Consider the following 13,840-nt stretch of genomic DNA (forward strand, 5'->3'; position numbering starts at 1 on the left):
CTATAAAAGTTTATCCAGCGTGATCGGCAGGTCGCGGATGCGGCGGCCGGTGGCGTGCCAGACCGCGTTGGCCACCGCGGCGGCCACGCCGGTGATGCCGATCTCGCCGATGCCTTTCGCCCCCAGCGGGTTGACATGCGGGTCGTCCTCGTCGACGACATGCACCTCGATGCTCCCGATGTCGGCATTCACGGGCACGTGGTACTCGGCCAGGTTGCCGTTCACGGCGCGCCCGTCGAAGCGGTCGAACACGGTCTCCTCGAACAAAGCCATGCCCAGGCCGCCGACGATGCCGCCCATGAGCTGGCTGCGCCCGGTCTTCGCATTCAGCAGCCGCCCCACGCCATAGACGCCGACCACGCGCGGCACCCGCAACGTTCCCAGGTCCTCGTCGACCTCGACCTCGACGAACACGGCGCCGAAGGCGTGCATCGAGTAGGCCTTCTTCTCCTCGCCCGGTTCCGCGCGGGCCTCGGCCTCCACCGGGCCGCCATGGCGCGCCGCGATCACGCCCATCGATTCGCGCCGCATCGGCTCGCCCGGCAGGTACAGTTCGCCGTGCTCCACCTCGAGCTCGCCGGGCAGTGCGCCGTGCAGCGGCGAGGTCGGGTCGGCCGCGGCAATCCCGGCCAGCTTCAGGCGCAGTGCGCGGCACGCCGCCTGCACCGCCGGCGCCACGCTGGCCACCGTGGCCGAGCCCCCCGAGACCGGCGCTTCCGGCAGCGCCGAGTCGCCCAGCGCGAAGCCGACCTGCTCCAGCGCCACCCCGAGGGCATCGGCGGCGACCTGGCACATCACGGTATAGGTGCCGGTGCCGAGTTCGTGGGTGGCCGAAGCCACGACGACGCTGCCGTCCGGATGCAGCACGGCGCGCGCCTGCGCCGGCGAGCGGTTGGCCGGGTAGGTGGTGGTCGCCATGCCCCATCCGACCAGCTTGCCGTCGCGCCGCATCGAACGCGGCCGCGGGTCGCGCTCCTGCCAGCCGAAGCGGCGCGCGCCTTCCTCGTAGCACTGGCGCAGCGACTTGCTGGAGAACGGCAGGTCCTTGCCGGGATCGCGATCGGTGTAGTTCTTCAGCCGCAGCGCGACCGGGTCCATGTCCAGCGCGACCGCCAGCTCGTCCATGGCGCTCTCCAGCGCGAACGAGCCGCTCGCCTCGCCCGGCGCGCGCATGAAGCTCGGCGTCCCCAGGTGCATGCGCGCGAGCCGGTGCGTGGTTTCCTGGTTCGGGCTGGCGTACATCATGCGCGTCATCAGGCCGCAGGGCTCCATCCAGTCCTCGATCATCGAGGTATGGGCAATGGTGTCGTGGCGCACGGCGCTCAGGCGGCCATCGGAGAACGCCGCCAGCAGCATCTCCTGCTGGGTGACCGGACGCGCGCCCACCGGACCGAACATCTGGGAGCGCTCGAGCACCAGCTTGACCGGGCGGCCCGCCTGCCGCGCCGCCATCGCGGCCAGCACCACGTGCGACCAGACCGAGCCCTTGCAGCCGAACGCCCCGCCCACGTAGGGACAGCGCACCGTCACCTTCCCGGGCGCGATGCCGAGCGTCTCGGCCACGCTGCGCTGCACGCCCTTGATGTACTGGGTCGTGTCGTACAGGGTCAGGTGGTCTCCGTCCCAGGCCGCGATGGTGGCGTGCGGCTCGATCGGGTTGTGGTGCTCGACCGGCGTGGAGTACACCGCCTCGTGCACCACGCTGGCGGCCAGCCTGCCCGCGTGCACGTCGCCGCGCCGGGTGTCGGTGGACTGGGCCAGCACCTTGTCGGGCGGATGCACCGACTGGCGCGCCTCCCCGAAATCGAGCACCGCCGGGGCGCGTTCGTAGTCGATGCGCAGCAGCGCCGCCGCTTCCCGGGCACGCTCGAGGGTAGCGGCCACCACCACCGCGACCGGCTGGTTGTTGTAGTGCACCAGGTCGTCCTGCAGCAGGCTCAGGATGCGTCCGATCGGCGGAGACAGCTTGCCGTGCCTGGTTTCCTCCGGCAGCCGCGGCGCGTTCTCGTGGGTCATCACCAGCAGCACGCCGGGCGCCTGGCGCGCGCGCGCCGTGTCGATGCGGATGATCCGTCCGTTGGGGACGGTGCTGGTGACCAGTACCGCGTGCGCCAGGTTCTCGACCGGATGCTCGGCCGCGTAGCGCGCGGCGCCGCTGACCTTGGCCCAGCCGTCGGTACGGTCGACGGGCGCCCCGATGTTCATGTCAAACCTCCCGTCACCCGCAGCGCGCGCACGACCGCGCGGCGCGCCAGTTCCACCTTGAAGCCGTTGTGCCGCAGCGGCCGGGCGCCGGCCAGCGCCTGGCCGCGCAGCGCGTCTTCCGCATCGCGGGCGCGCCAGGGCTTGTGCGCCACGCCGCCCAGCGCCAGCCGCACGTCGTGCACGACGCCGCCGCGCAGGTCGAGCGCGGCCGCGACCGACACCAGGGCGAAGGCGTAGCTGGCGCGGTCGCGCAGCTTGAGGTAGTGCGAGCCCGCGGCGCACGGCAGCGGCGGCAGGTCGATCGCCGTGACCAGCTCGTCCGGGGCGATCACGGTGTCGATTTCCGGCGTGTCGCCCGGCAGGCGGTGGAAGCCGCACAGCGGCACGCTGCGCTCGCCGTTCGCTCCCTGCAGCCGCACCACGGCATCGAAGGCGCACAGCGCCACCGCCATGTCCGACGGATGGGTCGCCACGCAGGCCTCGCTGGCGCCGAGGATGGCGTGGATGCGGTTGAAGCCGTCGCGCGCGGCGCAGCCCGAGCCGGGCGCGCGCTTGTTACAGCTGGCGAAGCCGGGATCGGTGAAGTAATGGCAGCGGGTGCGCTGCAGCAGGTTGCCGCCGACGGTGGCCATGTTGCGCAGCTGCGTGCTCGCCCCCTCCAGCAGGGCCTCGGACAGGGCGCGGTAGCGCGTGCGCACCAGCGGATGGTTGGCGGCGGCGGTATTGGTGGCGGTGGCGCCGATGCGCACGCCGCCGTCGGGCAGTTCGACGATCGCGGACAGCGGCAGCCGGCTGACGTCGACCAGCCGCAGCGGCCGCTCGACGCCGCTCCTGGCCAGGTCGAGCAGGTTGGTGCCGCCGCCGATGAACCTGGCGCCCGGCTGGCGCACCAGCGCCAGCGCCTGGCCGACATCGAGGGCCCGGTCGTAGGACAGCGAGTGCATGCCCGTCCCCTCAGGTACCGAAGTCGGCGTTACGCTCCACCACGCTGCGCACCGCCGCCACGATGTTGGCATAGGCGCCGCAACGGCACAGGTTACCGCTCATGCGTTCGCGGATCTCGGCGTCGCCCAGGGCGCCGGGGCGCTCGCCCGCCGTCACGGCGCTGGCCTGGCCCTCGCGCGCTTCGCGCAGCAGGGCGACCGCCGAACACACCTGGCCGGGCGTGCAATACCCGCACTGGAAAGCGTCATGCTCGATGAACGCGGCCTGCACCGGGTGCGGCCGGCCGTCCGCCGCCAGGCCTTCGACGGTGACGATCTCGCGGCCCTCCTGCATGATGGCCAGGGTCAGGCAGGCATTGATGCGCTGTCCGTCGACCAGCACGGTGCAGGCGCCGCACTGGCCATGGTCGCATCCCTTCTTGGTACCGGTCAGCCCGAGCACTTCGCGCAGCGCATCGAGCAGGGTGACGCGCGGCTCGATCGACAGCGTGCAGTCGGCGCCGTTGACGCGCAGGGTGACGGGCTGCTCGGGGACATGGATGGACGTGGATGGGCGCTGGAAGGGTGTCAGGTCGTCGTCTGGCATGATGGCTCGCTTCACAAGAATGCGCAGGCTCCGCCCCATGGCGGGTGCCCCCTGCGCGGGGCCGAAAGACAGCGGGAATCACCCCTTCACGCAGACCACCTGCTTCAGGGTATGGACCACTTCGACCAGCTCGCGCTGGGCATGCATGACGGCGTCGATATCCTTGTACGCCATCGGGATTTCATCGATCACGCCTTCGTCCTTGCGGCACTCGACGCCCTGGGTGGCGCGCTCCTGGTCGGCCCGGGTGAAGCGGCGCTTGGCTTCGGTGCGGCTCATCAGGCGGCCGGCGCCGTGGCTGCAGCTGTTGAAGCTCTCGGGATTGCCCTTGCCGCGCACGATGAAGCTCTTCGCGCCCATCGAGCCCGGAATGATGCCGAGCTCGCCCTCGCGCGCCGACACCGCGCCCTTGCGCGTGACCAGCACGTCCTTGCCGAAGTGGCGCTCGCGCTGCACGTAGTTGTGGTGGCAGTTGACCGCTTCCACATGGGTCTCGAAGGGCTTGGTGATGACGCTGCGCACCGCCTGGATCAGGTTCTGCATCATGACTTCGCGGTTGATGCGCGCGAACTTCTGCGCCCAGCCGACCGCCTCGACGTAGTCGTCGTAGTGCTCGGTGCCCTCCTCGAGGTAGGCCAGGTCCTGGTCGGGCAGGTTGACCATGTGGCGCCGCATGTCCTGGCGCGCCAGCTCGATGAAATGGGTGCCGATCGCATTGCCCACGCCGCGCGAGCCGGAGTGCAGCATCAGCCAGACGGCGCCGGTCTCGTCGAGGCAGACCTCGACGAAGTGGTTGCCGCTGCCGAGCGTGCCGAGGTGCCTGTAGTTGTTCGAGTGGCGCAGCTTGGGGTACTTGCGGCAGATTTCCTCGAACTCGCCCCTGAGCTGGGCCCAGCCCGCATCGACCGCGGCCGGCGGCTTGTTCCAGGACCCGACGTCGCCGCCCCTGGCGTTGCGGGTCCTGGGCGAGATGCCATGCGGGACCGCCTGCTCGATGGCGCTGCGCAGCTTGCCGAGGTTGTCGGGCAGGTCTTCGGCGCGCAGGGTGGTCTTGGCCGCCATCATGCCGCAGCCGATGTCGACGCCGACCGCCGCCGGGATGACCGCACCCAGGGTGGGAATCACGCTGCCGATGGTCGAGCCCTTGCCGACGTGGACGTCGGGCATCACTGCGACGTGATGAAACACGAAGGGCAGCTGGGCCAGCTTCGCCAGCTGTTCCTTTGCCTCGGGCTCGACCGGCACCCCGCGCGTCCACATCTTGACCGGACGCCCCTTCGTACCGCCGAGCAGCTCAAAGTCGTTCTGTTCCATGCGGCGTATCATCGCGTAAATCAAAAAACCATGGAGTTCGGCTGAAACGCGCGGATTCCCTGTCGAAGATCAAAGGCGCCTTGCGCGCCGCATGAACACTGGTGGGTGTTTCGAACAGGAAAGGCCGACCATGCCGACGCTGACGACCCGCCTTGCTGCCCTGGCCCTCCTGCTGGCCGCCAGCGCCGCCGGCGCGCAGGATGCCCGCTACTTCACCTACGAGAACGACGGCTTCTTCGGCACCGACCGCTACTATACGAACGGTCTCGCGTTCACGGCGCGCCATATGGCCGACGAGCGCTCCGCGCTGGCGCGCGGCTGGGCCGATGGACTGTGCCGCTGGTTCGGCTGCGAAGGACAGCGGCTGCTGTACACCCGGAACAGCTTCGGGCAGCTGATGTACACGCCCGGCGACATCAGCATTCCCACCTGCCAGCCCTGCGACCGCCCCTACGCCGGCCTGCTCTACCTGGAGCGCGACTACCTGTTCCTGTCGGAAGACGGCCAGACCCTGACCACCCTCGGCGCCCAGGCCGGCCTGACGGGACGATGGTCGCTGGCCGAGCCGGCGCAAAAGCTGGTGCACCGCATCCTCGACCGGCCCTTGCCACAGGGCTGGGACCACCAGGTCGGCAATTCGCTGGCCTTCGTGCTGTCGGTCGAGCGCCGCTCGGCCTGGCCGGCGCTGTCAGGCGCGCTGTGGGGCGACGTGCGCCTGCAGACCAATGCCTACTGGCGGGTCGGGCTCGGTACCCTGGTGAGCTACGCGGCGGGCGGCGTGGTGCTCTCGGTCGGCAAGGACCTGCCGGCCGTCTCGCCCATGCCGCCCGGGATCACGCACCGCATCTCGCGCGGCAACGTGGCGACCTCGTGCCGCTGGGACTGGGTGCAGTGCACGGCCTTCGCCGGGGTCGAGGGACGCTGGATGGGATACAACCTGTTCCTCCAGGGCCGGCCGTGGCGCAGCGACCCGCAGGTCCGGCCGCGGCGCTGGGTGACCGACCTGATGACCGGCCTGCGCCTGGATTTTCCGCGCACCCGGGGACCCGGCCATGGACCGTGGTTCATGCAGTTCAAGGTGACGCGGCGTAGCCCGGAATTCCGTTCGCCGAGACCGGCGCCGCGCCACACGGTCGGCGCACTGACCCTCGGCACCGAATTCTGATCGCGGTTGCGCGCGGCTGGAGGCGCTTCTATACTCGGCAGGTGATGCACTGTTGCATCATCAACCACGGACTACCATGCGCCTTCCCCTTCTCCTGCTGGCCCCCATGCTGCTGGCCGGCTGCACCAGCGATTCGACCAGCTACCTCATCGACGGCAGCAACCAGCACGCGCTCATCGTGCGGGTCGACCAGGAGTATTTCTGGAGCAAGCGCGCGGTCCTGCGCCTCATCGTGTCGAACATGCCGGACTGCCAGCGCCAGATGGAACTGGGCCAGGTGCGGCTGCCTGGCCTGGAAATCGAACTGTTCGACAATGGCAATGGCGTGTATACGCTGCGTGCGGACGACGAAGCCTGGCAGGTCGAGACCCAGGGGTGCAACGAGCTGGAAGCGCCCGACGCCGACAGCGTGACCGGGCAGGCGCTGGGCATCTTCCGGCTCGACGGGAACGACGGGCTGGTGTTCGAAAAACCGGAAGCGTAACCCCTCTATGGACGCAGCCAGCCGCGTCCGATCGGCAGCGCCAGCACCCGGCGGTAGACGGATTCGAGGGCCGGCAGCAGGCGCGCGCAGGCAGCCTGCGCCAGCGGCGTATATGCGGCCAGCGCCATCGCGCCCGAGACCAGCAGCGCACCGATCATGTCCTTTGGCCAGTGCACGCCGAGATACACCCGTGACCAGGCCACGACCAGCGCCAGCGGCAGCATCACCAGGCCCAGCCGGCGCGCCAGCGCCACCTGGCTGAAGGCCAGCACCAGCGCCACCGACAGGATGCTGGTCGCGTGATCGCTCGGGAAGGAGCTGTCCGGGTCGTGGAACATGAAGGTGTGCCCGATCTCGGCCACGAAGGGCCTCGGGCTGTACCACAGGTGGCCGATCAGGCCGTTGAGCGCCAGGGCGCACAGCGCGGCCAGGAAGGCGCGCAGCGCCACTTCGCGGCCCGGCCCGGCGCCCGCCCACAGCAGCACCAGCGAGCACGGCACCATGAAGATCAGCCATTCGGCGGCGAACACGGCCCCCAGCAGGCGCCACCCGGCCAGTCCGGCATGGGCGTTCAGGGCCGCAAACAGCGTCAGGTTGAGGTGCTCGAACATGGCTTTATCTCGTTCACTAATGATGAAAATATTACAACTTTCCATTAGCTTAGCCCATGCTTTTGTGCACACCTCAGAGCAAATGCAACAAATTGTGACAAAAAAATGACAGCCTCAGCGCCGGCTGCCCAGCTGCGCGAGCTCCTGCCGGCGTCCCAGTTTTTTCAGGCTCAGCTCGAGCAGGGTGTGCTCGCCGTCACGCAGCATGTTCCACTGGCTGAAATATTCGTGCACGGTCCGCCACGGCGGAAACGCCGGCGGCAGGCTGCGCCAGGGGGCGCCGGTGTGCAGGAAATACAGGATCGCGCAGAACACGTCGTACAGGTCGTGCTTGCGCGGACGCGTCTTGCGGCGCGCAGCCTCGAGCATGCTGCGCACGCTGTCAAACTGCTCGCGCGATATATCGCTCGGGAATATTGGACGCTCCATCGCGACCTCCAAAACATCTTGGAGGGCGCAATCCGGAACAGGTTCCCCCGGCGTGCACCGGGGGCGGGGGGCTTATGCGCCGCGGTCGTCGCGCGCCAGCGCCAGGAACTCGGTGCGCAGCGCGAGGTTCGGCTGCAGCTCGCCCAGCATGGCCGAGGTGATGGTCTCTTCGCCCTGCGTGCGGATGCCGCGGCTTTCCATGCACATGTGGCGGCACTTGATCACCACGCCGACCGCTTTCGGCTCCAGCACTTCCATCAGCGCGTTGGCGATCTGGATCGTCAGGCGCTCCTGCACCTGCAGGCGCTTGGCAAAGATGTCGACCAGGCGGGTCAGTTTCGACAGGCCGACGATCTTCCCGTTCGGCAAGTAGCCGACCGTGGCCCTGCCGAAGAAGGGCGCCAGGTGGTGTTCGCAATGGCTGTAGACCGGAATGCCGCGCACCACGATCAGCTCGTTGTATTCCTCGGCGCCATCCTCGAAGGCCTTGAGGACTTCCACCGGATCCTGGCCGTAGCCGGAAGTCCAGTGTTTCCACGCTTTCGCCACGCGCGCCGGCGTTTCGTGCAGGCCTGGACGGTCGGGATCTTCGCCAAGGCTGGCGAGCAGGCGGCGCCAGTCTTGTTCGGTGAAAGCATCTTTGTGAGACATGGTAAATCCTAAGAAAAACGATTGCCGCAAGTATATAGAAAATGCGGGAAGACGATCGGCTCGTGCCGATTTTTTGAGCAAGAACAATGCAGCGTTGCGGCAGAAGCCTAGCGTGGAAGGTGGTTTCTTCCCGGGAGAGCACCATGTTCGGCAGCACCGTTCTCGAAGTCGCCATCGGCCTCGCATTCTGCTACGGCACGCTGGCGCTGGTCGTCAGCACGATCCAGGAAGCGCTTGCGGCGATGTTCGGCCTGCGCGCCAGGATGCTGCTCGACGGTATCAAGCGCATGCTCGGCGATCCGCGCTTCGACGCGCTGGCGCGATCCCTGTACGCCCATCCGCTGGTCAATCCACAAGGAAGCGGCAGCGGCCACGACGGGCAGGCCGCCACGCCCGCCAGCCGCCCATCCTACATCGACCCGACGCATTTCGCGATCGCCCTGGTGGACAGCATCCGGCTCGGGCAGGCGGCGCTCGGCCCCGCCATCGCCGCGATTCCCGATCCACAGCTGCGGCGCACCCTGCAAGCCTTGCATGCGCGCGCCGGCGGCGACCTGCAGCGTTTCCAGGACGGCATCGCCAGCTGGTTCGACAATGGCATGGAACGCCTGTCGGGCGTCTACAAGCGGCGCCAGCTGCTGGTCTCCTGGCTTGTGTCGCTGCTGCTGGCGATCCTGCTGAACATCGACAGCATCCACCTGTTCCGCACGCTGTGGCAGCATCCCGCGCTGGCGGCGCAGATCAGCGCGGCGCCGGGCGCGCTGGACGCGGCCGCGCTGAACCAGTTGTGGGCCCTGCCGATCGGCTGGGCCAGCTTCCCGCCCGGCTTCGACCGCCAGTTTGCCCTGCAGGCCGCCGGCTGGCTGCTGACCGCCAGCACCACGCTGTTCGGGGCGCCGTTCTGGTTCGACCTGCTGCAACGCGCGGTCAAGCTGCGCGGCACCGGCGCCAAGCCCGCGTCCGCGCGCCCGATGGCGGAATCCCGGACACAGGAAATGCCGGGCGGCGACATGCCCGTTTGGGATGACTCCGCCAGCGCCACGACGGTACGGGAAGCAAGGCTCCCCGCGCAATCCTAGCGTCCCGGCGGACGGTGGGCGTCGACCAGGACGCTCGAGACCGACATCTGCGGCACGCGCTCGGGCCATGCGTCATCCGGACCGAACCAGCGCGCCTCGGCGATCTCGGTCTGGTCGACGCGGATCTCGCCGTCGAGGTAGTCGGCGGTGAAGGCCAGCATCAGCGAATGCGGGAACGGCCAGGACTGGCTGGCGAAGTAGCGCAGGTTCTGCACGCGCAGCCCGACTTCCTCGTATACCTCGCGATGGATCGCCTCTTCGACCGACTCGCCCGCCTCGAGGAAGCCGGCCAGCGGCACGAAGCGCTTGACCGGCGAAGCCAGGTGCATGGCGAGCAGTACGCTGTCGCCCTTGCGGATCAGGACCATCATCGCCGGCGAGATGCGCGGATAAGCCATGTGGCCGCAGTTCACGCACTTGAAGCAGCGCTCGCCCGCCGCCAGCACGGTGCCGCTGCCGCAGGCGCCGCAGAAGCGGTGGGTGCGCGCCCACTCGGCGACCTGGGCTGCGCGTCCGGCCAGGCCCACCAGCTGCTCGTCCATTTCGCCGAACAGTGAACGCAGTCCCCGCCAGCCATAGCCTGGCGGCAGCGCCGGTTCCGCATCGAGCCAGCCGGTCTGGCAGTAGCGGCCATCCAGCAGGCCGAGCGGCTGCAGGCAGTCGGGCGCGGCGCCGATCTGGCCCAGCAGCGCCGCATCCGGCAAAGCCAGGCTGCCCTCGCGCACCAGCAGGCGTCCCTGGTGGAACAGGAAGCTCAGGGGTTCCGGATCGGAATGCGGCGCGAACAGCGGCGTGAAGGAGGCGGGTGTCTGGAGCATGGCGGATCAGGTCGGGTTGGCTTCTCCCGATGATACCGTCTTTCGCGACAGCGCTCCGGCGCCGGCGCAGACCAGGACAGCCGCCCCGCCCCCTCTTCACGCATGGGAGATTACTTGAGCAGACGGGTGCGGCTGGCGACCAGGGCGATCAGGATCGACAGGCCACCCACGTACGCGATTGCCGCCTGCATGCCGACGTAATGGGCGACGGCGCCGATCACCGGCGGGCCCATCAGGCTGCCGCTGTAGGCCATGCTGGCCACGCCTGCCAGGGCGATCGGGCCCTGGGCGCCGGCGGCGCTGAACACGAACGGGAACAGCAGGGCCAGGCCGAGGCCGGCGATGGCGAAGCCGCCCAGTGCGACGTAGGCGTTCGGCGCCAGCACCGCGAAGAACAGGCCGCTTGCCGAGACCAGCGAACCCAGGGTCACCAGGCGCTGGGCGCCGAAGCGCACTTTCAGCTTGTCGCCCACCAGGCGCGACAGCAGCATCATGACCGAGAACGACGACAGGGCCAGCGGCGCCAGGCCGTCGGAGGCGCCGAAGTGCTCTTTCAGGAACACGCCGCTCCAGTCGGCGATGCTGCCTTCCGACATCGAACCCAGGAAGCCGAGCAGACCCAGCAGTGCCAGCGGCCCACGCGGCAGCGAGAACGGCTTCTTCTCGACCTGCTCCACGCCATCCTCGGCCATCATCGAGTAGGCAGCCCACAGGACCAGGGCCAGCGGACCGGCCAGCATCACGAAGTGGGTAGCCGGTGCGATCTTCAGGCTGGCCATCAGGCTACCCAGGGTGGCGCCCGCCAGGCCGCCGGCGCAGCTGAGACCATGCAGGGTCGACAGTTCCGACTTGCCGCTTTCCTTTTCACGCCTGGTCGCGGACGAGTTGATCGCGACGTCGAAGGTGCTGGCGGTGATGCCCAGGCCCAGGACCGCCAGCATCAGGCGCGGGACGGTCGGCGCCATGCCGATCGCCACCAGCACGGCCAGCAGCGCCATGCCCGAGATCAGCATGGTCTTGCGGGCGCCGAAGCGGCCCATCAGGAAGGCCGAAATCGGGTACGACACCACGGCGCCGAGGCCGCCGCACAGCAGCACCATCGACAGCGCCGAGTGGGACACCTGGACACGTTCCGCCAGGGCGGGAATACGGCCCGCCCACGAACCCATGATCAGGCCGAAGAGCGTGAACAACACCGGCAGGGCATATTGCTGGGCTTGCGCGAGCGAAGAAGTACGCGCAGCGGAGACAGCGGTGACAGTAGAGTGCATGGCGAAAAGTGTTAAATAGTTTGAGGCGTAAAGGAGTTGCCAGAACTTTTTTCACAGTCCGAACGTTCTTTAAATAATGACGTCAGGAAGCTGATGGACGGCAATTTTACGCAGAAAAATTCGCCGTGGGTTTTCCATGCGGAAAAAATTTTTGATCGTTGCATTGTACTGACGAAAGAATTGCAACTTCCTTGGCAGGGATGCACAAAACCATTCAAATGCTGCAACAAGGAAACAATAAGAAGCCCGACAATAAAGACCGTTTGGCGATTTTATTGCTGGGTTACCGTAATTCGGAGGGAGGGGCGAAGCACGATCTTGCACCGCAACATGGGCGCAAATCCTTGGTGCAATAGAAAGGTTTTCCGGCTAGTCGCTATCAGCCGAATAATGCTGGAGAGAAAAAAGGAAGCCGCGCATATTGCGGCTGAGAAGAATTGATGGACCGGTATGTGCGTCCGCGCCCGATCCTTGAATTGTGAAATATATGTGCAGCACGCGGCACTGATCGGTTCGAACAGCGCCGCCCAATCTATTGCATCGAATGCAAGCCAATCATGTTGCCTTCGGTATCGCTGACCAGGGCGATGTAGCCATATTGTCCGATCGAGAATTTTTCCTTATCGACCTTGCCGCCAGCCCCGGCAGCCATTGCCGCCGCGTCCGCACAATCCTCGCAACTGAAATACACCAGCACGCTGTTGCCGCCGGAAGCGAAGCCTGGCATCCGCACCAGGGCGCCGGGAGCGCCATAGGCATCCGGCTGCATCGGGAAACCCCACATCTCGAGATCGGGTGTTTCCATGCGCTGCAACTGCACCTTGAACACTGTCTCGTAGAAAGCCTTGGCGCGGGCCATGTCCTGCACATAGATCTCGAACCATCCAACTGGATTCATGATTGGCATCCTCCTGATCGATTACGCCGCATGCGGGGCGCCGCGTCGCTGGCGACGGACCGGCCGGGCGCTCGGCCGTCTCAATGGCAGCCCTCTACCTTGCTGCATTATGGACCGCGGTGCCCGCCACGGCACGCCTATCCGACGCTGCGCCACAGCGCAGAAAGGCCGCCCGAAGGCGGCCACGCACAGCAGGACCAGGCAAGCGCCAGGGCTGAAGCAGGATTACTTGCTCAGGTGCTTCTTCAGTTCGGTACCGGCCTGCAGGACCTGGGAACGGACACCCGGCACCGTGGCCAGCGGGTTGAGCAGGCCGAAGTCATGGATCATGCCGTTGTAGCGGGTGACGGTCACATCCACGCCTGCCTGGTCGAGCTTGCGGCCGTAGGCTTCGCCTTCGTCACGCAGCACGTCGAACTCGGCGGTCTGGATCAGCGCCGGCGGCAAGCCCTTCAGCTGCGACAGGCTGGCCTGGAGCGGCGAGGCGGTGATCTCCTTGCGCTTGGCGGCGTCAAGCGTGTAGTTATCCCAGAACCATTTCATCATATTCCTGGTCAGGAAATGGCCTTGCGCGAACTGCTGGTAGGAGGCGGTGTCGAAGTTGGCGTCGGTCACCGGCCACATCAGCACCTGGTAGCGCAGCTTCGGCTCGCCCTTGTCCTTGGCCATCAGGGTCAGGGCCGCGGCCATGTTGCCGCCGACGCTGTTGCCGGCCACGGCCAGGCGAGTGCCGTCGATATGCAGTTCCTTGCCGTTCTTCGCGACCCATTTGGTGGCGGCATAGATCTCGTTGATCGCCACCCCATAGCCGGCTTCCGGCGAACGGGTGTAGTCGACGAACACGGCCACCGCCCCCGAGCTCTCGACCAGGTCGCGCACCAGGCGCTCGTGGGTCGGATAATCGCCCAGCACCCAGCCGCCGCCGTGGACGAACATGAAGGCCGGGAGTTCGCCCTTCCTGCCTGCCGGGCGCACGATCTTCAGCTTGATCTGCCTGCCGTCGACCGTGATCACCTTGTCCGACACCTCGGCTTTCGGCAGGTCGACCTTCACGCTTTTCTGGGCGCCTTCCAGCACCGCGCGGGCCTCGGCCGGCGTCAGCTGTTCCATCGGCTTGCCGCCGCCGGCTTCGAGGGCGTTCAGGAATTCCTGGGTGCGGCGCTCCACGCCGGGCCCGCCGGCTGCCGCCGAGGCGACGCCATAAGTGATTGCCAGGGTTGCCGCGACGACTGCCTTGCTCAGCTTGCTCATGATCTTCCTGCCTTTCTACGTATCGGGATCGGGTGGCCAGCGCCGCCGACATGGGCGCCTTGGCCGGGTTCACTGCAAAAACGATGTATTGCGAAAGCAATCAGTCTATCCAGCGATTAAATAGCGCACTATTT

At 67.3% G+C, this 13,840-nt stretch carries 13 protein-coding genes and 1 pseudogene; 3 read left to right on the forward strand and 11 right to left on the reverse strand.

Annotated features, from left to right (window positions below; genetic code table 11):
- From H162_RS0115750 to H162_RS0115765, 4 genes are read right to left on the reverse strand one after another with little or no spacing between them, the layout of a single operon-like run.
- Entirely contained in the window at positions 1-2,205 is a 2,205-nt protein-coding gene (locus H162_RS0115750) for a xanthine dehydrogenase family protein molybdopterin-binding subunit (RefSeq protein ID WP_020654441.1), read from the reverse strand.
- Positions 2,202-3,149 carry an FAD binding domain-containing protein gene (locus tag H162_RS0115755; protein ID WP_020654442.1) on the reverse strand — a complete coding sequence of 316 codons (948 nt, stop codon included), beginning with the start codon at positions 3,147-3,149 and terminating at the stop codon, positions 2,202-2,204. Before H162_RS0115755 ends, H162_RS0115750 begins: the two co-directional genes overlap by 4 nt.
- 10 nt (positions 3,150-3,159) lie before the next feature.
- A complete protein-coding gene (locus tag H162_RS31055; RefSeq protein ID WP_084677033.1) occupies positions 3,160-3,774 on the reverse strand; it encodes a (2Fe-2S)-binding protein in 615 nt (204 codons plus the stop codon).
- A 39-nt stretch (positions 3,775-3,813) separates the two neighbouring features.
- Entirely contained in the window at positions 3,814-5,049 is a 1,236-nt protein-coding gene (locus H162_RS0115765) for an RtcB family protein (protein ID WP_020654444.1), read from the reverse strand.
- Positions 5,050-5,179: 130 nt separating this feature from the next.
- Between H162_RS0115765 and H162_RS0115770 the strand changes: the two genes are divergently transcribed.
- The gene (locus H162_RS0115770) at positions 5,180-6,214 is read left to right on the forward strand and encodes a lipid A deacylase LpxR family protein (RefSeq protein ID WP_020654445.1); all 1,035 of its coding nucleotides are present in this window, start codon (positions 5,180-5,182) and stop codon (positions 6,212-6,214) included.
- 76 nt (positions 6,215-6,290) lie between these two features.
- Complete coding sequence (locus H162_RS0115775; RefSeq protein WP_026354703.1) at positions 6,291-6,698, forward strand: hypothetical protein; 408 nt, start codon at positions 6,291-6,293, stop codon at positions 6,696-6,698.
- 5 nt (positions 6,699-6,703) lie between these two features.
- Here H162_RS0115775 and H162_RS0115780 read toward each other — a convergent pair whose 3' ends face one another.
- The 3 genes and pseudogenes from H162_RS0115780 to folE form a co-directional block, all read right to left on the reverse strand.
- Positions 6,704-7,309, reverse strand: a complete 606-nt coding sequence (locus tag H162_RS0115780) for a phosphatase PAP2 family protein (protein ID WP_020654447.1) — start codon at positions 7,307-7,309, stop codon at positions 6,704-6,706.
- Between the two features lie 147 nt (positions 7,310-7,456).
- Positions 7,457-7,738, reverse strand: a pseudogene (locus H162_RS0115785) (transposase); the annotation flags it as partial.
- A 72-nt stretch (positions 7,739-7,810) separates the two neighbouring features.
- Positions 7,811-8,389 carry a GTP cyclohydrolase I FolE gene (gene folE, locus H162_RS0115790; protein ID WP_020654449.1) on the reverse strand — a complete coding sequence of 193 codons (579 nt, stop codon included), beginning with the start codon at positions 8,387-8,389 and terminating at the stop codon, positions 7,811-7,813.
- 143 nt (positions 8,390-8,532) lie between these two features.
- Here folE and H162_RS0115795 point away from each other — a divergent pair, with 143 nt between their 5' ends.
- On the forward strand, positions 8,533-9,468 hold the full coding sequence (locus H162_RS0115795; RefSeq protein WP_020654450.1) for a hypothetical protein: 936 nt from the start codon (positions 8,533-8,535) through the stop codon (positions 9,466-9,468).
- Here H162_RS0115795 and nudC read toward each other — a convergent pair.
- From nudC to H162_RS0115815, 4 genes are all read right to left on the reverse strand, one after another.
- Positions 9,465-10,286: an NAD(+) diphosphatase gene (nudC, locus tag H162_RS0115800; RefSeq protein ID WP_020654451.1), complete on the reverse strand. Its 822-nt coding sequence runs from the start codon at positions 10,284-10,286 to the stop codon at positions 9,465-9,467. The genes H162_RS0115795 and nudC overlap by 4 nt on opposite strands.
- Before the next feature lie 110 nt (positions 10,287-10,396).
- Complete coding sequence (locus tag H162_RS0115805; protein ID WP_229452094.1) at positions 10,397-11,482, reverse strand: MFS transporter; 1,086 nt, start codon at positions 11,480-11,482, stop codon at positions 10,397-10,399.
- A 607-nt stretch (positions 11,483-12,089) separates the two neighbouring features.
- Complete coding sequence (locus tag H162_RS0115810) at positions 12,090-12,455, reverse strand: VOC family protein (protein WP_020654453.1); 366 nt, start codon at positions 12,453-12,455, stop codon at positions 12,090-12,092.
- Between the two features lie 225 nt (positions 12,456-12,680).
- Positions 12,681-13,706, reverse strand: coding sequence for an alpha/beta hydrolase (locus H162_RS0115815; RefSeq protein ID WP_020654454.1), 1,026 nt, complete (start codon positions 13,704-13,706; stop codon positions 12,681-12,683).
- Positions 13,707-13,840 lie beyond the last annotated feature (134 nt).

Origin of the sequence: Massilia niastensis DSM 21313 (genome assembly GCF_000382345.1) — a bacterium.
GTDB lineage: Bacteria > Pseudomonadota > Gammaproteobacteria > Burkholderiales > Burkholderiaceae_D > Telluria > Telluria niastensis.

Coding starts and splice junctions, on each gene's coding strand:
- folE (WP_020654449.1), bottom strand. CDS start 8,389: ATGTCTCACAAAGATGCTTTCACCGAACAAGACTGGCGCCGCCTGCTC.
- H162_RS0115815 (WP_020654454.1), bottom strand. CDS start 13,706: ATGAGCAAGCTGAGCAAGGCAGTCGTCGCGGCAACCCTGGCAATCACT.
- H162_RS0115755 (WP_020654442.1), bottom strand. CDS start 3,149: ATGCACTCGCTGTCCTACGACCGGGCCCTCGATGTCGGCCAGGCGCTG.
- H162_RS0115780 (WP_020654447.1), bottom strand. CDS start 7,309: ATGTTCGAGCACCTCAACCTGACGCTGTTTGCGGCCCTGAACGCCCAT.
- H162_RS31055 (WP_084677033.1), bottom strand. CDS start 3,774: ATGGGGCGGAGCCTGCGCATTCTTGTGAAGCGAGCCATCATGCCAGAC.
- H162_RS0115775 (WP_026354703.1), top strand. CDS start 6,291: ATGCGCCTTCCCCTTCTCCTGCTGGCCCCCATGCTGCTGGCCGGCTGC.
- H162_RS0115770 (WP_020654445.1), top strand. CDS start 5,180: ATGCCGACGCTGACGACCCGCCTTGCTGCCCTGGCCCTCCTGCTGGCC.
- nudC (WP_020654451.1), bottom strand. CDS start 10,286: ATGCTCCAGACACCCGCCTCCTTCACGCCGCTGTTCGCGCCGCATTCC.
- H162_RS0115765 (WP_020654444.1), bottom strand. CDS start 5,049: ATGGAACAGAACGACTTTGAGCTGCTCGGCGGTACGAAGGGGCGTCCG.
- H162_RS0115795 (WP_020654450.1), top strand. CDS start 8,533: ATGTTCGGCAGCACCGTTCTCGAAGTCGCCATCGGCCTCGCATTCTGC.
- H162_RS0115750 (WP_020654441.1), bottom strand. CDS start 2,205: ATGAACATCGGGGCGCCCGTCGACCGTACCGACGGCTGGGCCAAGGTC.
- H162_RS0115810 (WP_020654453.1), bottom strand. CDS start 12,455: ATGAATCCAGTTGGATGGTTCGAGATCTATGTGCAGGACATGGCCCGC.